Below are 22,584 nucleotides of genomic sequence, written 5' to 3' on the forward strand. Positions count from 1 at the left end.
GATTAGTTAAACTTAGCGGATATGTTGTTTTTCTTTGTTCCAAGTAAGCGCAGTGAAGAATATGGCGAGCACACAGGCCGCCACTAAGACCATGAAGCCCCCGTCCCAACCAAAATCATCCACCACAAAACCCATCGCAATGTTGGCAAAAAGAGCGCCTCCCATGTAGCCGAAAAGGCCTGTCAGACCGGCAGCCGTACCAGCAGCTTTTTTGGGCACCAAATCAAGCGCCTGCACCCCGATCAGCATAACCGGACCATAAATCAGGAAGCCAATGGCGATGAGCGCGATATTGTCGATGAGAATATTGCCGGCGGGGTTTTTCCAGTAGACGATCACGGCAACCAACACCAGAATCATGTAGATGATGGTAGCAGGCGCACGACGGCCTTTAAATACTTTATCGCTTATCCAGCCGCAGAGCAGGGTACCCGGTATCCCTGCGTATTCATAGGCAAAGTAGGCCCAGCCTGTCTCGCTCACCGAAAAGCCTTTGGCTTCTTCCAGAAAGGTCGGTGCCCAGTCAAGTATACCGTAGCGCACCAAGTACACAAAAGCATTGGCAAAAGCGATGTACCAGAGCACACGGCTCTTGAATACATAAGTGAAAAATATCTCTTTAGCAGTCAGCTCTTCTTCATGCTTGTTGGAGTAATCGGCAGGATAATCGTTTTTATACTCTTCGATAGTCGGCAGACCGCAGGACTGTGGGGTATCACGGATCAGCATGTAGGCCACCATAGCAGATAGAAGTGCTACCACACCCGGGAAGTACAGCTTGCTTTCCCAAGTTCCGAACAACACGATCGCGGCGATGGAAAGCGGGCCTATAAGGCCTCCTCCTACATTGTGGGCTATGTTCCATATGGCCATTTTGGTACCGCGCTCTTTGGTGGAGAACCAGTGTACCATCACTCTGCCGCAAGGAGGCCAGCCCATACCTTGGAACCAGCCATTGAGGAACAGCAGCACGAACATGATGGCAATAGAGCTGGTGGCAAACGGCACAGTTCCCATCAAAATCATCGTCAACGCGGAGAGCACCAGACCAATCGTCAGAAAGTTTCTGGCATTGCTTCTGTCGGACACGTTGCCCATCAGAAACTTGCTCAGGCCATAGGCAATTGAAACACCGGAAAGCGCGAAGCCCAAGTCTGCCTTAGAGTAGCCTTGCGCTATCAGGTCTGGCATAACCAGCGAGAAGTTTTTGCGCACGAGGTAGTAACCGGCGTAGCCAATAAATATACCTAAGAACACCTGAAACCGCAGGCGCTTATACTCCGGATCTATTCGCTCCAGCGGTAACCGATCTGTGTGCTTTGCTGGTGAGATAATCTTCATTGCACTCTAATAATTGAAATGGGTGAGTTAAAATCTTCCATCTCCTGCGCTTTGATTTTTGGGCTCAGGATCGTTTTATTGCTTTTTCAGTCTTCTTTTTAATCTATTGTGCTCCCAATGCAAAGTATAGCAGCACAGCCACACCCGCTCCCACAAACGGCCCGGCAACCGGAATCCAAGCATAGGCCCAATCGCTGTGGCACTTGTTCCGGATCGGCATGAGCGTGTGGATAATCCTCGGCCCCAAATCACGGGCGGGATTGATGGCATACCCCGTGGTCCCTCCCAGCGAGAGGCCTATACCCCATACCAAGAAAGCGACCGGTATCGCGCCCAGAGAGCCCATTCCGATTGGGGTTTTCTCGTCTCCCATCTCTGGGTTAGTGAAATAGAAAATCACGAAAATCAGCACAAACGTGCCCAGCACCTCACTTCCCAGATTGGATACAGGGTGCTTTATGGCAGGACCGGTACTGAACACGGCCAGTTGCGAGAGCGGCTCCTCTGTAGAGTCAAAATGCGGTTTGTAGAGAACCCACACTAAGAAAGCCCCTAACATGGCCCCTAGCAATTGCGCGAGGAAAAACTCCCCTACCAGCGCCCAACTGAATTTACCGGCCAACGCCAGCGCCAACGTTACGGCCGGGTTCAGATGAGCGCCGCTGTAAGGGCCTGCAATTACCACCCCGGTAAAAACAGCCAATGCCCAGCCTGTCGTGATGACAATCCAGCCACTGTTGTTCCCTTTGGTTCCTTTGAGGACGACGTTGGCCACTACACCATTGCCTAGCAGGATTAGAAACATGGTGCCTATAAGTTCGGCCGCAAAAGCTGTCATGCTATGTAGACTAAGTACAAGTTTAACAATTCGTGTATGTTGTGTTATGCCCAAGCTTTGGCGGCACCCACTGCGCGGTGCCAGCCTTTAATCAGATCATCAGTCGGCAGTTCTCTGTCCGGAGCAAATGATTGGCTTATGGTCCACTGCTGCTGAATATCCTGCACACTGTTCCAATAGCCTGTGGCAAGCCCTGCCAAGTAGGCGGCTCCAATGGCGGTCACTTCCGTCACCTCTGGCTTTACTACCTGCGTCCCCAAAATATCGGCCTGAAACTGCATGAGCAGATCATTACTGGTAGCACCGCCATCCACGCGCAACTCCTTGATCTCCATGTTAGCATCCGCCTCCATAGCTTTGAGCACTTCCAGCGTCTGGTAGGCGATACTCTCTAAAGCGGCTCTCGCAATGTGTGCCGAGGTGGTGCCGCGGGTCATGCCGACCATTGTTCCGCGGGCATGCTGGTTCCAGTGCGGGGCGCCAAGACCGGCAAAGGCAGGCACCAAGTACACCCCGTCGCTGCCTTTCACTTTACGGGCAAGCGCCTCCACCTCAGCAGAGGAGGAAATTATACCCAGACTATCGCGAAGCCATTGCACTACCGCACCGGCAATGAATATACTACCTTCCAAAGCATAGTGCACTTGGTCGCCGATTTTCCAAGCGATGGTTGTCACAAGTTTATGATTGGAGAGGATGGGCTGCTCGCCGATGTTCATGAGCATAAAGCAACCGGTGCCATATGTATTCTTTACCATACCTGGCTTGGTGCACATCTGCCCAAACAGAGCGGCTTGCTGATCACCGGCTATACCTGCAATAGGTATGCGGGTGGCAAAAAGGGTGTTGGAGGTCTCCCCCACAATTTCGCTGGAGGACTTTACTTCGGGCAGCATGCTGGCAGGTATACCAAACAACAGCAGCAATTCCTCATCCCACGACAAAGTGTTTATATTATAAAGGAGCGTGCGGGAGGCATTGGTCACATCTGTTATATGGCGCTCTCCGTTTGTCATTTTCCAGATCAGCCAAGAGTCAATCGTACCGAATGCCAGTCTGCCGGCCTCTGCCTTCTCTTTGGCACCGGCTACGTTTTCCAGTATCCATCTTATTTTGGTAGCGGAGAAATATGCGTCTATGACAAGGCCGGTTTTCTCTCTGATGGCAGGCTCATGCCCGAGTTCTTTAAGCTCGTCGCAGAAGTCGGCTGTGCGACGGTCCTGCCACACAATGGCGTTGTACACGACTTCGCCAGTAAGTTTGTCCCACACCACGGTGGTTTCGCGCTGGTTGGTTATACCGATTGCCTCAATGTCCTTGACCTGCAAGCCCGCCTTCAGGATAGCCTCCGCCGCCACACCTACCTGCGTAGACCAGATCTCGTTGGCGTCGTGCTCTACCCAGCCCGGCTTGGGATAAAATTGCGTAAATTCTTTTTGCGCAATGGCTACCTGCCCCCCTTGCTTATCGAAGATGATAGCTCTGGAACTTGTAGTACCCTGATCAAAAGCGAGTATATATTTTGCCATAGGCGATATTGTATAAAAAACTGATAAACAAACAGTTTAAGCCATCACTGGTGTGTTATATCGGGAAACCGAATGGATTATAATCCAAAAATAGTTTTTAATTCTTACCATGTCACAAGATTCATGTTAAAACATTGTAAACATTTAGGCTACTTGGTTTGCATCAGGCACATTTTGCACTTTAAGCATATAAGGCTCAAGCAGATACTGATTGGCCAGCTTCACAAAATCACTCAACTGCTCTTCCCGCCAGGCTTCGCTGCGCCCTAATTCGGCAGCCATAATAGCAACGACCTTTGGGGCCATTTCAATAGCGCTTTTGGCATCCAAGAAGAGCACACGCAGTCTTCTGGCCAGCACATCTTCCACGGTTCTAGCCATCTCATGCCGAACAGCCCACACCACCTCGGCCAGTGTGTGTGGAAAATCAGGATGCAAAGACGTTCGAAGTGCTGGCTGTTGGGCTTGAAGCAACTGTATACCTGCCGCATCGCTGCCGTAAAAAGCGAGTTCTTGCGGGAGATTAGTTGTTTTTCCAGCCCCATGTATAGGCATTGCGGCCGTTACGCAGGCCTTGGCAGCCAAGCCTGCCACCTTTATAGACTTATCCACCGTGTCTTCAGCCATTTTGCGATAGGTCGTCCACTTGCCTCCTGTAATGGTTACCAGTCCTGATGGAGCCACTATCAATTTATGACTGCGGGAAATCTCTTTGGTACTGTCTTTTTCGCTGGTTGGGGCAGCCAGCGGACGCAGACCAGCAAATACGCTCAGCACATCTTTGCGAGTCGGTTTCCTTTCTAAATAATAACCGGCAGTCTGCAGAATAAAATCGATCTCTGCCTCGAGTGCCGTTGGCTCTAGACTATTGGTGTGCAGCGGGGTATCGGTTGTGCCAACTAGCACATGATCGTGCCAAGGAACAGCGAACAGTACGCGTCCGTCTGGAGTTTTAGGGATCATGAGCGCATTGTTTCCTCTCAAAAATGAGCTGTCCAGCACCACGTGCACACCTTGGCTCGGACGAACAAGCGGCTTTTGCTCCGCCACGTCCATCTTAAGAATATCATTTACAAATACGCCCGTCGCGTTTATGACCACTTTTGCTTTCAGGTCATACTCAAAACCACCTTCTAAGTCCCGCGCTTTTACACCTGCTATTTTGCCATTCTGGTCTTTGAGCAAACCGGATACTTTCATGTAGTTGAGCACCACACCGCCCTGCTCAGCACATGTCTGAGCGATGTTCACAGCCAGACGGGCATCGTCAAATTGTCCATCATAGTATACCACGCCGCCTTTCAACCCATTGGTCTTGATGTTCGGCAAGCGTTGCTGCACTGCAGTTTTACCTATAAGTGAAGTTTTCTGGAAGCGGTATTTACCGGCCATCCAGTCATAAATCGTAAGGCCTACGCCATAGAACATCTTGTTCCACCAGCTGTAATTTGGAATAACGAAAGGCTGAACCGAAACTAAATGCGGGGCATTCTGCAATAACAAGCCACGCTCATAGAGTGCCTCGTAAACCAGTTTTATATCACCTTGTCCCAGATAGCGAACGCCGCCGTGCACCAGTTTGGTACTGCGACTCGATGTACCCTTAGCAAAATCGGCCTGCTCCAGCAGTAGCGTCTTATACCCGCGCGAGGCGGCATCAAGGGCAACGCCTAATCCAGTAGCACCGCCACCTACTATTATGAAATCCCAAACAGAATGGGTGTTTGCCAACCGCTCTATAAACTGCTCCCGGCTGAATATCTTTTGGCTCACCTCTTCTACTTTCGAATGCATTACTTGTAGTTATTATTTATTTTGAATCATTTCGATTTGAAGTAAAACGAAATATTTTAAAAATCAAATAAAATATTCATTTATATTTTTTGTTATCAGCAATTTAAACATTCAAAAACTGTCTATTATTATCAAAATATTAAAACCAGATCTTCAAAATGAAGCTTATTTAGGCTTCTAACAATGCTAAATCCGAAACAATCCACAACTCACCGAAAACAAAGACTACAAATTGAAAACAAAAACAACATATACTTACCCTAAACTCTCAGTAATAAATAATGAGGCGACTTACAAGATTCATCCTTAAAAATCACTAATATTATTGCGCTTACACGTACAAAACCATGCACCTTTACCGATTATCCCGCATACTGTTTTTGGCAGCTCTCTTATCTTCAATAGCCGGACTCTCATCGTGCTTGCAAGAAGGCAAAACAGCAGATTCGCAGTCACCTATCGAAACCGCTGTACCTGTTGCTGCAGAAAATGACACAACCGCCTTGCCTGCACCCGACAGTCTGGATTTACAAGCGGCTATACCTGCTGAGTCGATACAGTCTACAGCTGTAGTGGTCAGCTCCATAGCCGATGCCGAAACCATCATCGCCCGCAAACAGGTGCCGATTCTGTGCTACCACCAAGTGCGGGATTGGCGCGAGAAAGACTCCAAACAAGCCAAAGACTACATCATTCCGGAGGAGCGCTTCAAAGAGCACATCAAAATGCTGGCAGATAGCGGCTATCAGACCGTGCTGCCTGACCAACTCATGGCCTACTTGACTACAGGCGCACCGCTTCCCGAAAAACCGGTTATGCTCACCTTCGATGACACCAGTCTGGGACAGTACACCGTGGCGGCACCGGAGCTGGAGAAGTATGGTTTCAAGGGCGTGTTTTTCATCATGACCGTGTCACTGAGTCGCCCGAACTACATGAGCAAAGCGCAGGTGAAGGAGCTTTCGGAAAGAGGGCATGTGATCGGCTCGCACACATGGGATCATCAGAATGTAAAGAAGTACCAAGAGCAGGACTGGGTGACACAGATCGAAAAGCCCTCGCGGCAGCTGACTGAAATTACGGGCAAGCCGACCGAGTACTTCGCCTATCCTTTTGGGCTGTGGAACCCCGAGGCTATACCTGAGCTGAAACAGCGCGGCATGGTGGGGGCCTTCCAGTTGGCCGACAAGCGCGACCCGCAGGACCCGCTCCACTCTATCCGACGGATTATTGCCAGCGGCTATTGGAGTTCTCCTTCGCTGCACAGAGCCATGGTCAACAGTTTTTAAGGTAGAAGCAACCCAAGGCGGGCTACATCAGTTTGATAGGAAGGCCTATTATTCGACACCGCTATGCAGCCAAACGAGAAACATCGGAGACAGATGATTGAGCAGCTTGAAAAACTGCATCAAGACGCCCTTGACTTAGAGACCAAATTCGCTCCGGCCATCAAACAGGTGCACCCGTCCTTTCGGAAAAGCGCCCGCAACCTGCTGCACTATCTTTCGCTGCGGCAGCACGACATTCGGCAGTTGCAGGAAGACTTGGCACAACTTGGCCTTTCCTCGCTGGGGCGGGCCGAGGGACACGTGTTGGCCAGTTTGCAGGCGGTGCATGACCTGCTTTGCAACCTGCTCGAGTGCACCATTATTAAAAAGCAGCTTGCGGTTACCTATAATGAAAGTAGCGAACTGTTGGCCAAGCATACCAACGAACTACTCGGGCCGGCGCCAAAAAAACGCGGTACCCGCATTATGGTTACCTTCTCCACGGACCTTGCCTATGATCACGAACTGGTAAAACGCATGCTGCTGGCGGGTATGGACTGTGCCCGCATCAACTGTGCCCACGACGATGAGAAGGTATGGGAAGCCATGGTGGAGTCTATCCGAAAGGCCGAACAGGAAACAGGACGTAGCTGTAAGATAATTATGGACCTGATGGGGCCCAAACTCCGCACGGGTCCTTTAAAACCGGGTCCGGCCCTGCTGGCAATTCGGCCTATACAGAATGAACTGGGTCAGTTGGTTTCACCGGCCAAGGTATGGCTGGCCCCACCTGACACACCCAGCGAAGTGCCCGTAGACGCCACGCTCCCGCTCGATGAGACTTGGCTGGCACAGCTGCAGCAAGGCGACAGGCTTAGGTTTAAAGACACGCGAGGCCGCAAACGTACCTTTACCGTTATCCAGCGCAAAGAAAAAGGCGTTATTGCCCACCTGTTCAAAACGTCTTATATAGGCACCGGCACCGAGCTGACCATTAAAAAAGCAAGCGCACTGGAACGCACTGCACAGGTGGGTCAGCTACCCGCCAGCGTTGCACCCATCATTCTCCGAAAGGACGACCTTTTGGTACTGAACCGGGAGCAAATACCCGGCGAGCCGGCGCTCTACGATGCCGAGGGCCACATTGTGAAGCCCGCGCACATTGCCTGCACCTTACCCGAGGTGTTCAGCCATACCAAAACCGGCCAGCCGATTCTGTTTGATGATGGCAAAATAGAAGGCGTGATCATGGAGGTAAGTGAAGAGGCGTTGCTTATCAAGATCACGCAGGCCAAGGAGAGCGGCAGTCGCCTGTTGTATGACAAAGGCATCAATCTGCCGGAAAGCAAACTAAAACTCGAGGGGCTCACTCAGCAGGACCGCAACAACTTGCCATTTGTGGTGAAGCATGCCGATGCCGTCAATCTATCATTTGTGAACAACACGCAAATGATTGAGGCGCTGCACGAAGAACTAAAACGGCTGAAGGCCCCCAAAATGGGCATTATGCTGAAAATAGAAACCAAGGAAGGCTTTCGCAACCTGCCCCACCTCCTGCTTACCGTTATGAAAAATCATCCGGCCGGCGTGATGATTGCCCGAGGCGACTTAGCGGTTGAGTGCGGCTGGGAACGGCTGGCCGAAGTGCAGGAAGAAATCCTGTGGCTCTGTGAGGCGGCGCACATACCGGTGGTGTGGGCAACGCAGGTACTGGAGTCGCTCTCTAAAAAAGGCAGACCTTCGCGAGCCGAAATAACGGATGCCGCCATGTCACAACGGGCCGACTGCGTAATGCTCAACAAGGGGCCTTTTGTGCTGCGCGCCATCGAACTGCTCGATAACATCCTCAAACGGATGCAGGAGCACCAGCATAAAAAAACGTCCATGCTGCGCATGCTTCATGTGTCGGAGATGGAGCTACCCGGCACTGAAGGCAAGAAACAGGTATAGCTTTCGCTTTGCAATACATGCTACCAACCGAAACAATATGAAACAGGCCATTGCGCTTCTACTCACCCTTCTGATTCAGCTTTTATCCCTTCCCTATACCTTGGCCCATACCTACTACATCAGCCCCAACGGCCACGACACCAACACAGGCACTTCGCCTGAGTCCGCTTGGCGCAGCATCGCGCAGGTGAATAGCCACAGGTATATTCCCGGCGATACGATTCTATTTGAAGGAGGCCACACCTTTGCAGGTAGCCTGCACTTTCATCAGGGGAATATAATTGGCATGGGAGAACCAATTGTCATCAGTTCTTTCGGGGCGCAAAAGGCTATCATTGATGCAGATACCAGTTACGGACTTTATGCACACAACGTAGCAGGTATAGCGGTCAGCAAACTTAATTTCAGGGGCAGTGGCTATACCAGCAACAACAATCACGGCATCCTGTTCTACAACGACCTGCCCGGCGATGTGAAGCTCTCAGGCATTGTGGTTGAGGAGGTGGAGGTGAGCGGCTTTCAGAAATCAGGGATAACCATAGGCGCTTGGAACGGCAACAGTGGTTTTAGCGAGGTGCGCATCACGCGCGCCATCGTGCATGAGATCGGTTCGGAGGGCATAAACACGTATGGAGAGTTTAACCAGAACAAAACAGGTTATGCGCACCGCAACGTGTATGTCGGCCACTGCCATGTGTATCAGGTATACGGCCTGCCCCTGCCCGATAAACACAGCGGCAGCGGCATTGTACTGTCGGATGTGGATGGCGGCACAGTGGAACACAGCGTCGTGCACAGTTCAGGTATGGGCAATACGCACTGCGGCGGACCGGTTGGCATCTGGGCTTGGGACGCCAACAACATCACCATCCAGTACAACGAGGCCTACAACATGAGCGCCGGCACTGGCTGCGACGGTGGCGGTTTTGATTTGGACGGTGGCGTAACGAACTCCGTCATGCAGTACAACTACTCACACGACAACGAGGGGGCGGGTTTCCTGATCGCGCAGTTTGAGTGGGCAAGGCCGATGCACAACAACATCATCCGATATAACATCTCCGAAAACGACGGCCACAAAAACGACTACAAAGGCATCACGCTGTGGGTGGCTGACCAAAATCACAACGGCGGAAACCGTGACTTGCTGGTGTATAACAACACAGTGTTTGCCGACAAGGCCGTAGCCCAATCGGGCGGGGGTGTGTTCTTTAAAAGCGGTGAACACCACAACGTTCACTTTTACAACAACATCCTCTACACGCGCAACGGAGCCCCGCTGGTGGTCGCCGCAGACACGGCAGCGCTCGATGTGCTCTTTCAGCACAACGCGTGGTATAGCGAAGGGGGCAGCTATACCTTTGTGTGGGGCGAAAACCGCTATACCTCCCTGCAGGATTTCCGGGCCGCCACTGCCCAAGAAACCGCCCAAGGCCAACCGACGGGTATAGCCGCCAATCCGCTGTTATTATCTCCCGGCACTGCGGGCACGCTAGGCTACCCGCTTGACATACAAGCCCTACGCGACAGGTATAACCTTCAGAGAAAATCACCGCTTATAGGTCAAGGTATACCCGTACCCCTCCCCTCACCTTTTACCCCCGCTACACAGGATATCATCGGCAATTCCATTAAGCCAGATGCCGCATCCGATATGGGTGCGATTGCCAATACCCGACCAAAGTGGCGGCAGTGGCTGAAGAAGCTGTTTTGAGTTTGGGAGTCGAGAGGCTTGAGAGATTGAGGGTTAGAGAGGAAGAAAAAATTGAAGACGAGAAAGAATATATAGGGAATTATATGTATCTTTCTTGAAGGCAAGTATTTGTCATTGGCTTATACCTATTAACAGTATGAAATCCTTCAACCTAATTGGAATAATCGCGGCACTGCTGGCGGTGGCGGGTGCTGTCATCAATATCGGTCACGTCTTTGATAACAAGTATATCGGATGGGCTATGATAGGTGCAGGCCTAGCATTGGCCATTGCTAATACGTGGTATAACATCCGCAAGCACCGTCGTTAGTTGAAGTTCAATGAGAGCAGATTGTTCATAATAGTCCGCTTCAATTGGTGTAACCTCCTCCGCACATAAGGCAATAAACGTCATAGTGACGTTTACACAGTAGTTGGCAAGAAGTTGAAAAACAAAGACCACATCGAATGAAAAGATATTTAATGTTACTAACCTGTGCCATCTTGACAAACTTGGTATTCCAAAATATTTCGTTTGGACAAGAAGTTAGGTCTAATTTGACAGTTAAAGAGTACCGACTTCTTGACTCTTTGCTGATTAACAAAAAGACAGACTTCAGTTTCAAGGACAAGAAGGTTGCATTTATATCAGGACATTCCGGAACTGACATCAACTACAAAGACTATTTTCTTAAGACATTCATTTTTGATTATTTGGATAAAGATATAGACCCTGTAATTTCATACCGAGTACTCAATGAACAAGAAAGACTTACGACAAACGGTTACGATATCATAGTAATGCAGGTTCCAAAAATTTATACCTCGAAACAACATAAAACCAACCTGAAAAAACTCGCTAGACTTGAGCCAGAAAAGTAAAAAGCCTGTTGCCAACACAATGCTTAAGTTACCCTCGCTGGCGCTGCAGGCATCTTAAGCACGCGACCGTTACCCCAACCTAAATCATTAGCCCCATCAATATGAAAAGATACTTAGCCCCATTGATCGTTTTAGTAGCTGTAGGTATACTCTCCTACACGTACAATCTGATGAGTTTTCTCTTACTTGCCATAGCTGCTATAAGCTTGGCAGTTCTGCTGGTGGCAGGTATAGTTAGGGTTTTTCGCACAAGCCTTAACCCAAGGTGGATAAGAGTGCCTTTGATTATAACAGGTATATGCCTAGCAGGAGTTGTGGCTGGTCTATTCCGTCCCTTAGAGCAGGCAGTTGTAAGCAATGGTGATGTCAGCGAGAAATTGGCCTATGCTTACAAAACGGATCAGGAAGACCGCATGACTGTGAGAGCATACCTTGGGATGTTCAAAGACAATATGGCGAAGCGAGACAGCATCAGGCTGGAGCAAGCCAACCAACTCTACAGGAATAATCAGATTAGCCTGCCTATGGATAAGTTTTATGCCGCTTTTATATTTCACCACAGCAAGCAAAGCTCGTTCTTTGAGATAGCCCAAGCTTTGGCTAGGGAGGCTGCTTCTGTAAGCGAACTAAAGGATAACTACGTGGTGCAGTGGCTGGCCAAAGCGACTTATGACAGGTGGATGGTTTCTTTAGGCAAGCCCCAGAAGTATGGCACCCAAGACAAGTTTAGTGTGAGTGTAGAATAGATGTCTTTGAAATGTTTGCCTATCCAAACCTGTACAATAGCCACGCATAGTAAGTTGCCAACAAAATGAAGAAGACAGTAGAAATAATAAAAGAGTTGAAGAGGTTTGTACCTGTTGATGAAAAGGCGCCTGAAAGTAATGAATTTCTTCTTGACAACACCTTGCAAGACCTATTCGAGAACGAGGATTCCTATTTAGTGATACCTGCACTATTTGAATTGTTGGAAAACTATCCCGACGCTGACTTTGGGGCTCCTGGAACAATTGTCCATACTTTAGAGACTTTCGAAGGGCAGTATGAAGAGCAATTGTATTTATCTCTTAAAAGAAAGCCAACTGCTTTGAGTGTGTTGATGTTAAATAGAATAATCAACTCTTTATCAGACCCAAAAGAGAAAAATAAAAACATTGAACTCCTCCATCAGATAAGTATTACAAATAATATCAATGAGAACTCGAAAGAAGAAGCGAGAAATTTTTACAATTATCAATTAAAGAAACTCGGCAGCTAACTACAACTTTATGAAAGCTACTCTACCGTAAATTCTAGTCCGTTTAGCTTAATTCGTTAAAATACCAGTTATACCGTAAAACAAAACATTGCCTGCACTTCAAGCAGTCGTTGCAGTTAACACAAAAATTCTCCCATGAAAAATTTAGTCTTTACACTGTTACTTGCCGGCTGCAGTCTCAGCGCTTCCGCACAACAAGAGCTTATTCACCCGAAAGAGAGGCAGCACGACGTTGTAATGCAAGAACCACAGCCCTATATCCAAATCAATGGGCAGCAAATCAACAAAACAACCCTAGCCTTGCTGTCTCCTGACAACATTGCGAGCATCGAAGTGCTGAAAGACGCCAACGCCACGACCAAGTTCGGTGAAAAGGCGAAAGACGGAGCCATTCTGATAAAAACGAACCCTGCGACAAAGCTGGCTAAACTACAGGACATCTATACCCATTTTGGCATACCTGCCGCTCAGCAGCAACTGCAGGTCGTTATCAATAACCAACTTGTAAAAGACACCGGTCTGATACTCGCCAACCTAGATCAAATCGAAAAAGTAGAAGTTGTAAAACAGGAAATAACAGCCCCTGTGCGCTGGAGCCTGAACGAAGACGAGGAGTTCCTGCACATCATCGCAAAACCGCAAACCAAGTAATTACCGATGGACGGCACCAAACGCAGCAACATCAAAATAGGCTCCCACGTGAACATCGTGCTCAAAGAAGACCAACGCACCGGCGACTTAACTGAGGGCTATGTAGAGGCGATCCTCACCAAGTCGCCCAACCACCCGCATGGTATTAAGGTGAGGTTGGAAACTGGTGAGGTTGGACGGGTGAAGGAAGTTTTGGAAGAAGATTAAAACCTAATGTCATTTCGAACGGTAGTGAGAAATCTGGATTTGTAGTATGCATTCTTCAGATTTCTCACTTATCGAGGGCCCCTACACCCAGTTCGAAATGACAATTAAAGTGTACTCCTAAACTTATAAAAGCCCTTCGTCAGCAAAGCTATAATAGTCATTGTCGGTAAAGATGATGTGATCTAATATCGGTAGGTCCAAAAACTGGCCTGCCTCTTTCATTTTTTTGGTAAGGGAGATGTCGGCGGCGCTGGGTTTGGTGTTGCCGCTGGGGTGGTTGTGCACCAAGATGATGGAGCTCGCCAGCTGCTCAATGGCTTTCTTGAAGATCATTTTCGGGTCGGCCACCGTGCCGGCCACTCCCCCACTACTGATGCTTTCCTTCTTCATTACCACATTGGCTCGGTTGAGCAGAATCACCCAGAATTCTTCATGGGGCAGGTCGAGCAGTTGTGGCTTGATGTAGTTGTAGATGTCGGTGGAGCAGGTGATTCGGGTTTTGGCAGCGGCGGCTGTCTCCTTTCGGCGGCGGCCCAGTTCCAGCGCACTCACAATCGAGATAGCCTTAGCCTCGCCTATACCCGGATGTTTTGTCAGGTCCTTCACCGACAGCTTGGCCAGCTCATTCAAATCATTCCCAACAGCTGAAAGTATAAGTTTGCCTACATCCACTGCAGTCAGCTTCGTAGTACCGGAGCCAATAAGTATCGCAATCAGTTCGGCATCGCTCAAAGCGGCTTTGCCTTTCAGAAGCAATTTCTCTCGCGGACGGTCTTCTTCGGCCCAAGTTTTGATGTTGAGGGTGGCTGTATCATATGCCAAATGTGCAGGAGTAGTTTTTTCTTCCACTACGGTATAGATTTTGTTAGAGATGGAGTCGTAAGGTGAATTTGTTTCGCCTTAAAATAGTTCATGATATGCGGCCTGTCCGCCCATATTTTTTTAGTTATATCCAATTCATAAACTTAAGCCGGATTCAGCTGTTCTGAATCAGCACTAACCATACAACATGCAACGATTCTTTTCTATAGGAGTGGTCATTTTCATACTGTTCCTAGTAGACTTTTATGTTTTTCAGGCCATCAAAACGGTCACCCAAAGCCTGTCCTTGTCGGCGCAGCGAATTATTTACATCCTGTACTGGGCTGTGTTTGCTATTACGGCGGGTACTTTCGCACTAGCTTCCTTCACCCGGGGTACGCCGCCTGATGCTTTCAAGACCTACTTGGCCAGCACCCTTTTCATTATTTTCGCCTCCAAATTGGTGGTGGTTCTCTTCCTGTTTGTGGATGATGCCCTGCGACTGGGCAAAGTGGTGCTCAACAATACCTCCAATGCCGAAGCCACCTTCGATCCCTCGCGAAGCAAGTTTCTCAACCAGATGGGCCTGCTGGTGGCAGCGGTACCATTCTCGGCTTTTATCTACGGCATGGTAAAAGGCGCCTATGACTACCGCGTAAAGCGTATCACGCTGCACTTCCCGAATCTGCCGCAGGCCTTCGAGGGCTTTAAGATGCTACAGATCTCGGATATGCACACCGGTAGCTTCACCTCTACGGAGCCACTCAAAGAAGCCGTACAACTCATTAATAAGCAGGAAGCCGACTTGGTGTTTTTCACGGGTGACTTGGTAAACAACGTCGCTTCCGAACTAATGCCCCATGTGGACACGCTGAAGGAGATCCGAGCAAAACAGGGCGTATTCTCGGTGCTTGGCAACCACGACTATGGCGACTATGTGAGCTGGGAAAGCCGTGAGGCGAAGACACAGAACCTGCAGACGCTGATAGACACGCAGCGTCGTATGGGCTGGGATGTGTTGCTAAACGAAAACCGCCTTATTGAGAAAGACGGGGAGCATATAGCCGTACTGGGTGTGGAGAACTGGGGTAACCGCGCTGGTTTTCCGAAGTACGGCGACCTGAACAAGGCCTATAGCGGAGCTGAGAGTAGCCCGTTCAAAGTGCTGCTCTCGCATGACCCTTCGCACTGGGACGGCGAGATCAATCAGAAGTATAGCGACATCGACCTGACCCTGTCGGGCCATACCCACGGTATGCAGTTCGGAGTGAATATACCCGGCCTGAAGTGGAGCCCGGTGCAATATGTGTATGAGCAGTGGGCAGGCATGTACAAGCGCGGCAGACAGCACTTATATGTTAATACGGGTCTTGGCTTTATCGGCTACCCGGGCCGTGTGGGTTTCCTACCCGAGATTACAGTGTTCGAACTGAAAAAAGCTTAAGATAGCCTATACCTAGGATTTTGAGAGAGCCGGCACTTTATGCCGGCTCTCTTTTTTTATAGCTACATAAGCATATACATTTTATCACATTCAAACACCCAATTGTGGATTACATGTTTTTGCACCACCTCAAAAAATTTCCTCTTTGCAAAAGTTTACAAAAACATCCCACAACACCAAAATAAAAGAATTTATAACGCTTCGCTATACCTCTCCACTTATACAGAATTTAAACATATCCAAACCAGCACCGTAAAAGCATGAAGTGGTCAAAATTTGTTTTATACTATTTACACCTAAAACAGACCACACATTTTAAGTTTAACTTAAAGTATTTGAAAAATGAAAAAGGTATTTTATTCAATAGCTATAGTTAGTGCCATGATGTTTGCTTCTTGTTCAGAGGACAGAGGCAGGACATACGAAACAGCGGAAGCTAACCAAGATGAAAATGTAGACCAGAGCCATATTAGAGGCAGTGAGACTGCCATGAACGCCGGCACAGCCGATATGGATGATCCGGATGCCGTGTGGCGCAGCAACTCAGAGAATGTTTCAAACCAGATGGCCACTGACATGCAGTTAGACGCTGACCAGCGTACCCGTGTGCAGCAGGTGCTTTATGAACACGAAAAGCGCCTAAACGAGCTTGAAGGTCAGTATAACTATAGCGAAACCAACCGTATGGGTGGTGTAGCGGAAGATGTCGAGGAAATGGCGACCACTGAAAAGGACCGTGTTGCTACGGACGGTGGCACCATGACTGACACTAGAACAAACACAGTTGATATGAACGCGGAGCGCGAGTTGATTATCGCTGATACTGACCGTGAGTTAAGAGCTATCCTAACGCCGGAACAGTATACAATGTATGAGCAGAATCGCGCCAATTATGACGAGATGAAGTATAAGAACGACGCCACCGACACCAAATTGAAGGTAGAGGAGGATGAAACCAAGTACAAGTCTGGCGACACCAAGATCAAAAGTGATGGTGACGAAATGAAAATCAAAACTGAAAACGAGAAAATAAAAGTGGAGAAAAAGAACTAACGCTTTATGATCTCGTAAAATAATATTGAAAGCCTGTAGCGCCCGTAGCTACAGGCTTTCGCAATTTATACCCGACAGGTTCCCCAAAATTTTGTAATTTTACTTCATGCCGCGCCACATTTAAATAGGACGCGCTGCATACTAATTCACCAATTTTGGCGTACTGAATTTAACCCTTTACCACTTCACTATCGGAGTGGCTCCATGCTACCACATGCCCCTACACCCACTGCGACTACTATTTATTTTTGGTCTGCTAATGGCAAGCGCGCTGCCTGCCTTGTCACAGCGCAATATACGTGTTAGTGGCACTGTGTTAGAGTCCGACAAAACCACTCCTATACCCGGCGCCAGCATTATCCGCTATGGCTCCACGCAGGGGGTGATAGCCGACGAAGAAGGAAAATTCCTAATTGACCTTGACCAGCAGGATACCCTCTTGATCAGAGCCATCGGGTTTAAGCCCCTGCTATACCTCCCCCGCAACCTACCTGTTTCAGAGCTGCGCGTGAACATTGTGCTGCAACCCGACAGCGTGATGCTGGGCGAAGTGGAGATCACAAGCCGCCCCTCCGAAGAAATGATACAGCGTGCCCTGCGCAACATGAAAAAGGAGGACCCGGAATATGTGAAGCGCAAGGGCTATCGCCCCGAGTTAGAACCCGGTCCGCCACCCCCTCCCGTGGCTCCTACCGTTCTGAGTCCTATTTCCTTGCTGTATGACATGTTTTCCAAAGAGGGAAAACAGAACCAGAAGCTGCAACAACTCTTGCTCATCGAAGAGTTAAAAAGGCGCTTAAAGGAAAAGGAGGACTACAATCGCTTTTTCAAAGACAATACAGGCTACGAGATAAAAGAGTAAATTTAGCTCAAACAATCGGCTGCTGCGTAGGTTAGGGTAGAGCTATACCTATAACTTATGAAAATCGGATACCCTTGCATCAACCAGACGCTAGACTGTTCCTCGTCCCGCACCTTCCGGCTGGCATCTTATTCTGAAGAGCGACTGATCGAGACGGTGGCCCAAAACCTGAGCTGCCTGCGCCGCATTTTAGAATTCAACGTGGAACATGGCCTGTTCTTTTTCAGGCTCACGTCCGACTTGGTGCCTTTTGCATCTCATCCCATCAACACCTATAACTGGCAGGAGCACTTTAAGTTGACGCTGCGCCGGCTTGGCGACTACATCAAGCGCCACAACATGCGCATCTCCATGCACCCCGACCAATTTGTGGTGCTCAATTCACCCAATCCACAGACAGTACAGAATAGCATTGCGGAGCTGGTATACCAAGGCAGTGTCTTGGACCTGATGGGGCTTGATTCCACGGCCAAGCTGCAGATACACGGTGGCGGGGCCTATGGCGACAAGGAATCAGCGCTGCAGCGCTTTGCGGAGGTATACCATACCATGCTGCCCGAGGAAGTGAAGGCGCGACTTTGTGTGGAGAATGACGACCGCACTTACAGCCTGACCGACTGCCTAGTGCTGCATGAGTTGACGGGTATGCCTATCATTTTTGACAACCTGCACCACGAATGCGTAAATAACGGCGAGCCCATGCGCGAGGCGGTCATGCTAGCCGCCCAGACATGGCAGCCTGAGCGGGACGGCACCCTTATGGTTGACTACAGCGCCCAGTCTCCCGGAGAGCGAAAAGGCAAGCACGTGCAAAGCATCGGCGAAGACCTCTTCCACGATTTCCTAGTGGAGAGCGAAGGCATCGATATGGATATCATGCTGGAAATAAAAGACAAGGAGGCCAGCGCGCACAAAGCAGTGGCGGTGGCAAAAGCGCTCGGCAGAATGTAGCGGTTAGAACCAGTCGCCAACTAATTGGTACAAGAAAGCCAACAGCTGCCAGATAGCCCATGCGAGCAGAATGAACACCACCACTATACCTATAAGCACACCTATCATGATACTCTTGCCGCTGCCTTGGTACTTACCCTCTTCATAGTGAGCCCGGAGCATACGTACGTTTCGCTCATTAGCCTTGAAGGCGAAGTCGAAGATATTGCCAAGGATAGGAATACTGCCAAAAAGGGCGTCTAAAGCCACATTGAGCAACATGAGTGTGACCATTTTGCCACTGGCACCATAGCGGGCCATCGTCAAGATCAGCATGGCCGACACACCAAAAGAAGCTAAGTCACCTACAACCGGAAAAAGCCCCAAGATCGGGTCAAGACCGAAGCGCCAACTAGTGCCCGGCAAGCGGAACTGGTTGTCCATTAGCTTTGTGACGCGGTCAACCCATTTCAGGTTTTCGGTGCGGGGTGTGCGGGTGTAGTGCGTGTTTGCCGTTTCCATAGCTGCCTATACGCAAGCAAACGGCAAAAGTAACGGTACCGCGCGCTTCAAATATTCTAGCTATGTTCCCTGCTTACCAGTCAGCGGCTCTGCGCTTTGCCACTTTGTTGTTTTTGGGTCTGTAAGACGATTTGGTTTTCCACTTTTTATGCACCCTGTCCTGCTTCCCGTTAACGTAGCGCATACTACCATAATCATCCACTACAATGGCCTTGCTACTGCGACTTAACGGGGAGCAAGAAGAAAGAAATGCTGAAAACGTAATAAGCAAAGCAAGCAATGTAAATCCTAAAACTTTCATTTGCTGATTTTAAAAAGTGAGTATAAAATATTATTGATACTATATATACCTATAATAATAATAAATTGTTTTTATATATCATAAAATTCCTATTAAAAAATAGCACAAAAAAGGTGCTGCACGCGACAGGCCGAAGCCATGCCACATACAGCACCTCAGTTTTAGGATTGGGTCGGCTTATTGCACCGGCTCCGGATTCATGACTACTTTAATGTAGTTATTCATCTTCAGGTAGCTCTTCGCCGCCTTGCTGATGTCTTTTGAGCTTAGCTTCTCAACCTGTGCCAACTTCTCATCCATCGCTGTTGGCTGGTCGCCATAGTAGTAGGCATTCTCCAGAGAGCTCAACCAAGCGCGGTTTTCACGCATGTTGGTTTCGATCGAACGTCTATCAGCCTCCTTTACCTTGCTTAGATCAGATTCGATGGCGCCATTCTTCTGCAGCTTCTGTATCTCCTCGAAAGTAGCAGCTACCAACTTGTCCACGTTCTCGGGAGCGCAGGTAAAGCTGATGTTGAAAGAGTAGCTCTGTGTAGGAACGCGGCTTGCTCCGGCCGACACGCTGGTGCCATACACACCACCAATCTCTTCGCGCAGCTTCTCTGTCAAGCGGATTTTCATAACTTCTGAAAGGGCGGCCAAATGGTAGCTCTTCTCTTTGCTATATTTGGTCTGGTCACGGAAACTGATCATCACGTTGCTTTTCTGATCGGTGCCTTTCACCAGTTCCTTGGTCACCACACCCTTCGGCGCGCGCTTGCCCACATCCTTGAAGTTCTCCTTGCGGTTAGTGGCTGGCAGGCTGCCCAGATAAGTCTGCAGCATTGGCTTCATTTCCTCCACATCGAAGTTGCCCACAAACACGAAAGTAAAGTCGCTGGCGTCTGCAAAGCGGTCCTGATAAATCTCGTAGGCTCTGTCCAGATTTACCTGCTGCAGATGCTCCACGGTAGGTATACCGCCGCCGCGCAGGTGATCCTGCGACATGATACGGGCCACTTGGTCTGAGAAGTAGTTCTGCGGACTGGCCATCAGGTTAGGCAGAATGCCGTTGTATTGTGTCAAGAAGGCTTGGAAGTCCTGCTCGCTCTTGCGCGGCGCCGTGAATTTCAGGTGCGTCAGCTGCAGCATGGTCTCCAGATCTTTAGGAGTAGCCATACCAGACAGGCCTTCGCGCAGCTCAGAAATGAAAGCATTCACATTGGCGTTCTTGCCGGCCAACACCTTGCGTAGGTCCACCGCCGACATATCTTTCACACCGCTGCGCGACACAATCTCAGAGGTAAAGGACGCCGTGTGGTAGTCCGCGTCGCTGTAAAGGGAGTGACCACCATGGCTGTAGGCTGACATCAGAATCTCATTGTCTTTGAAGTCGGTTGGCTTGAGTACCACACGCACGCCGTTCGACAGGGTCAGCTCGGTTACGCCCAGCTTTTCAATCTTGCTTTCCTTGGTAATGGTACCGGCCTTTGGCGTTTCCTCCATCAGCGCTGTGGCTGTCATTTTATCTTCGTAAGGCTGCAGGTCGGCAGTGGAGGCGGCTTTCAAGATAGACAGAATCTCAGCCTCGGTTGGCAGCTTCACGCTCTCCTTCTCAGGGGCAGTCACTACCACCACACGGTTCTCATCCGTAATCCACTGTGCGGCCAGTTGGTTTACCTCCTCCAGCGTAATGCCATCCAAGTGCTTTTTGATGAATTCAAATTGGAATTCGATGCCCGTTGCCGGCATGTTGTCTAAGAAATTGGCCACGTACTGGTTCACGTAGACGCCCGAGTTAGTTTTGCTGCGCTCGTTATAAGCTCGCTCGTAAGAGGACAGCATCTGTGTCTTATAGCGGCTCAGCTCTGACGCTGTGAAACCATGACGTTTCACACGCTCATTCTCTTCGGCCACCGCTTGCAGACCGCGCACCACACCGTTTTCGCTGGTGGTTAAATAAGAAGAATAAGCGTCTTTAGAGCTCAGACCCTGCAGTGAGGTATAGGCTGTGCTGGCGAACAGGAAAGGCGCATCGGCTTGCTGCTGCAACTCGCTCAGGCGCTGGTTCAACATGCCGTTATACATATCGCGGGCCAGCTTATTACGCATATCGCCCAAGGTATTGAGCTTCTGCGCGTCCTTCTTATAGTGAAGCTGTAAAGCAGGCATGGTCAACTCTTTGTCGCGCACAATGGCAACAAGCGTTTCTTTGTGGTTCGGGATATCGAAGCTCTTGCGCTCCTTCGGATTGGCGCTGGCCTTATACTTGCCGAAGTTCGCCTTGATCTTCTTCTCCATGGCATCCACATCGATGTCACCCACAATGGCGATGGCCATCATATCCGGACGATACCAGTCTTTGTAGAAGCGGCGGATCTCTTCGTGCTTGAAGTTCTTAAGCACTTCGTCCGTACCGATTGGCAGGCGCTGCGCATACTTGGAGTCTTTGAACAGCACTGGAAAGTACTGGTAGGCCATACGCATTCCGGCCTCCTGTCGCGAGCGCTTCTCTTCCACGATCACGCCGCGCTCCTTGTCGATTTCCTCGCCTTCGAAAGTCACATTGAAAGCCCAGTCCTCTAGAATCAGCAAGCTCTTGTCGATGATCTCCTCCTTGTCGGTAGGTATAGGCAGAATGTATACCGTCTCGTCAAAGCCGGTATAGGCGTTGAGGTGCGCGCCGAACTTCACCCCTACCGACTGCAGGTAGTTGATCAGTTCATTCTTTTTGAAGTTTTTGGTACCGTTAAAGGCCATATGCTCCGTGAAGTGAGCCAAACCCTGCTGGCTGTCGTCCTCCAGAATAGAACCGGCGTTCACGGCAAGACGCATCTCGGCGCGCTTCTCCGGTGTGGTGTTTTTCTGGATGTAATAGGTCATGCCATTGGCCAGTTTGCCTGTGCGCACATTGGGATTGAGGGGAATCGGCTGATTCAATTCTGACACAGCCGTTGTCACTGGTTTCTGGGCCAGTACAACCTGCTCTACTGACGTACCCAACAGGATTGCCGTTAGGGCCAAGGTGTAAAACTTCTTGTTCATGGATAGATTTTTTGGTTATTGTTTGTAGTTCACGGCTCGGAAAGGAGTTCACGCATTTAAATATAGCCATTCTTAGATCATAACATAGGATATTTATACCTATTCTGATATTATATATACAGAACTGACTATTTTAACGACTAACCACGCTGCTCTTGGGATGAATGGCATAAAAAAAGCAGGCCCGAAACCGGACCTGCCTTATACCTGACTGTAGCAGGATGCAAGAGCACAGT

Annotated in this window: 21 protein-coding genes; 13 read left to right on the forward strand and 8 right to left on the reverse strand. The window is 49.4% G+C overall.

Features of this window, described 5'->3' with window-relative positions:
- Positions 1-12 precede the first annotated feature (12 nt).
- The 4 genes from glpT to Q1A04_RS07130 all read right to left on the reverse strand — a co-directional run bounded on the left by glpT (position 13) and on the right by Q1A04_RS07130 (position 5,502).
- The gene (gene glpT / locus Q1A04_RS07115; RefSeq protein ID WP_299703127.1) at positions 13-1,341 is read right to left on the reverse strand and encodes a glycerol-3-phosphate transporter; all 1,329 of its coding nucleotides are present in this window, start codon (positions 1,339-1,341) and stop codon (positions 13-15) included.
- A 103-nt stretch (positions 1,342-1,444) separates the two neighbouring features.
- Positions 1,445-2,179 (reverse strand): MIP/aquaporin family protein, encoded by a 735-nt coding sequence (locus tag Q1A04_RS07120; RefSeq protein ID WP_299703129.1) that lies wholly within the window; start codon positions 2,177-2,179, stop codon positions 1,445-1,447.
- A 44-nt stretch (positions 2,180-2,223) separates the two neighbouring features.
- Complete coding sequence (gene glpK / locus Q1A04_RS07125; protein WP_299703132.1) at positions 2,224-3,708, reverse strand: glycerol kinase GlpK; 1,485 nt, start codon at positions 3,706-3,708, stop codon at positions 2,224-2,226.
- 144 nt (positions 3,709-3,852) lie between these two features.
- Positions 3,853-5,502, reverse strand: coding sequence for a glycerol-3-phosphate dehydrogenase/oxidase (locus Q1A04_RS07130; protein WP_299703136.1), 1,650 nt, complete (start codon positions 5,500-5,502; stop codon positions 3,853-3,855).
- Positions 5,503-5,849: 347 nt separating this feature from the next.
- Here Q1A04_RS07130 and Q1A04_RS07135 point away from each other — a divergent pair, with 347 nt between their 5' ends.
- The 9 genes from Q1A04_RS07135 to Q1A04_RS07175 all read left to right on the forward strand — a co-directional run bounded on the left by Q1A04_RS07135 (position 5,850) and on the right by Q1A04_RS07175 (position 13,411).
- Positions 5,850-6,791 carry a polysaccharide deacetylase family protein gene (locus Q1A04_RS07135; protein WP_299703139.1) on the forward strand — a complete coding sequence of 314 codons (942 nt, stop codon included), beginning with the start codon at positions 5,850-5,852 and terminating at the stop codon, positions 6,789-6,791.
- 63 nt (positions 6,792-6,854) lie between these two features.
- On the forward strand, positions 6,855-8,720 hold the full coding sequence (locus tag Q1A04_RS07140) for a pyruvate kinase (RefSeq protein WP_299703142.1): 1,866 nt from the start codon (positions 6,855-6,857) through the stop codon (positions 8,718-8,720).
- 37 nt (positions 8,721-8,757) lie between these two features.
- A complete protein-coding gene (locus tag Q1A04_RS07145) occupies positions 8,758-10,434 on the forward strand; it encodes a right-handed parallel beta-helix repeat-containing protein (protein WP_299703144.1) in 1,677 nt (558 codons plus the stop codon).
- 136 nt (positions 10,435-10,570) lie between these two features.
- On the forward strand, positions 10,571-10,744 hold the full coding sequence (locus Q1A04_RS07150; protein ID WP_299703147.1) for a hypothetical protein: 174 nt from the start codon (positions 10,571-10,573) through the stop codon (positions 10,742-10,744).
- A 137-nt stretch (positions 10,745-10,881) separates the two neighbouring features.
- A complete protein-coding gene (locus Q1A04_RS07155; RefSeq protein ID WP_299703150.1) occupies positions 10,882-11,295 on the forward strand; it encodes a hypothetical protein in 414 nt (137 codons plus the stop codon).
- 101 nt (positions 11,296-11,396) lie between these two features.
- Positions 11,397-12,041 carry a hypothetical protein gene (locus Q1A04_RS07160; protein ID WP_299703153.1) on the forward strand — a complete coding sequence of 215 codons (645 nt, stop codon included), beginning with the start codon at positions 11,397-11,399 and terminating at the stop codon, positions 12,039-12,041.
- A gap of 65 nt (positions 12,042-12,106) precedes the next feature.
- A complete protein-coding gene (locus Q1A04_RS07165) occupies positions 12,107-12,553 on the forward strand; it encodes a hypothetical protein (protein WP_299703156.1) in 447 nt (148 codons plus the stop codon).
- 135 nt (positions 12,554-12,688) lie between these two features.
- Positions 12,689-13,204 (forward strand): hypothetical protein, encoded by a 516-nt coding sequence (locus tag Q1A04_RS07170; protein ID WP_299703158.1) that lies wholly within the window; start codon positions 12,689-12,691, stop codon positions 13,202-13,204.
- Between the two features lie 6 nt (positions 13,205-13,210).
- Positions 13,211-13,411: a YwbE family protein gene (locus Q1A04_RS07175; RefSeq protein WP_253402341.1), complete on the forward strand. Its 201-nt coding sequence runs from the start codon at positions 13,211-13,213 to the stop codon at positions 13,409-13,411.
- A gap of 123 nt (positions 13,412-13,534) precedes the next feature.
- Here Q1A04_RS07175 and radC read toward each other — a convergent pair whose 3' ends face one another.
- Entirely contained in the window at positions 13,535-14,260 is a 726-nt protein-coding gene (gene radC, locus Q1A04_RS07180; RefSeq protein WP_299703170.1) for a DNA repair protein RadC, read from the reverse strand.
- 160 nt (positions 14,261-14,420) lie between these two features.
- Here radC and Q1A04_RS07185 point away from each other — a divergent pair, with 160 nt between their 5' ends.
- The 4 genes from Q1A04_RS07185 (at position 14,421) to uvsE (ending at position 18,522) form a co-directional block, all read left to right on the forward strand.
- A complete protein-coding gene (locus Q1A04_RS07185) occupies positions 14,421-15,656 on the forward strand; it encodes a metallophosphoesterase (RefSeq protein ID WP_299703173.1) in 1,236 nt (411 codons plus the stop codon).
- Between the two features lie 381 nt (positions 15,657-16,037).
- A complete protein-coding gene (locus Q1A04_RS07190) occupies positions 16,038-16,709 on the forward strand; it encodes a hypothetical protein (protein ID WP_299703176.1) in 672 nt (223 codons plus the stop codon).
- A 214-nt stretch (positions 16,710-16,923) separates the two neighbouring features.
- Positions 16,924-17,571: a carboxypeptidase-like regulatory domain-containing protein gene (locus Q1A04_RS07195; protein ID WP_299703178.1), complete on the forward strand. Its 648-nt coding sequence runs from the start codon at positions 16,924-16,926 to the stop codon at positions 17,569-17,571.
- 57 nt (positions 17,572-17,628) lie between these two features.
- Complete coding sequence (gene uvsE / locus Q1A04_RS07200; protein ID WP_299703181.1) at positions 17,629-18,522, forward strand: UV DNA damage repair endonuclease UvsE; 894 nt, start codon at positions 17,629-17,631, stop codon at positions 18,520-18,522.
- 3 nt (positions 18,523-18,525) lie between these two features.
- On the opposite strand, the gene Q1A04_RS07205 is transcribed toward uvsE, so the two are convergent.
- The 3 genes from Q1A04_RS07205 to Q1A04_RS07215 all read right to left on the reverse strand — a co-directional run bounded on the left by Q1A04_RS07205 (position 18,526) and on the right by Q1A04_RS07215 (position 22,348).
- Positions 18,526-19,023, reverse strand: coding sequence for a DUF4112 domain-containing protein (locus Q1A04_RS07205; RefSeq protein WP_299703184.1), 498 nt, complete (start codon positions 19,021-19,023; stop codon positions 18,526-18,528).
- 73 nt (positions 19,024-19,096) lie between these two features.
- Positions 19,097-19,324: a hypothetical protein gene (locus Q1A04_RS07210; protein WP_299703187.1), complete on the reverse strand. Its 228-nt coding sequence runs from the start codon at positions 19,322-19,324 to the stop codon at positions 19,097-19,099.
- Positions 19,325-19,501: 177 nt separating this feature from the next.
- Entirely contained in the window at positions 19,502-22,348 is a 2,847-nt protein-coding gene (locus tag Q1A04_RS07215) for a pitrilysin family protein (RefSeq protein WP_299703190.1), read from the reverse strand.
- Between the last annotated feature and the right edge of the window lie 236 nt (positions 22,349-22,584).

This window comes from uncultured Pontibacter sp., from assembly GCF_947499215.1.
In the GTDB taxonomy this organism is placed as follows: Bacteria; Bacteroidota; Bacteroidia; order Cytophagales; family Hymenobacteraceae; genus Pontibacter.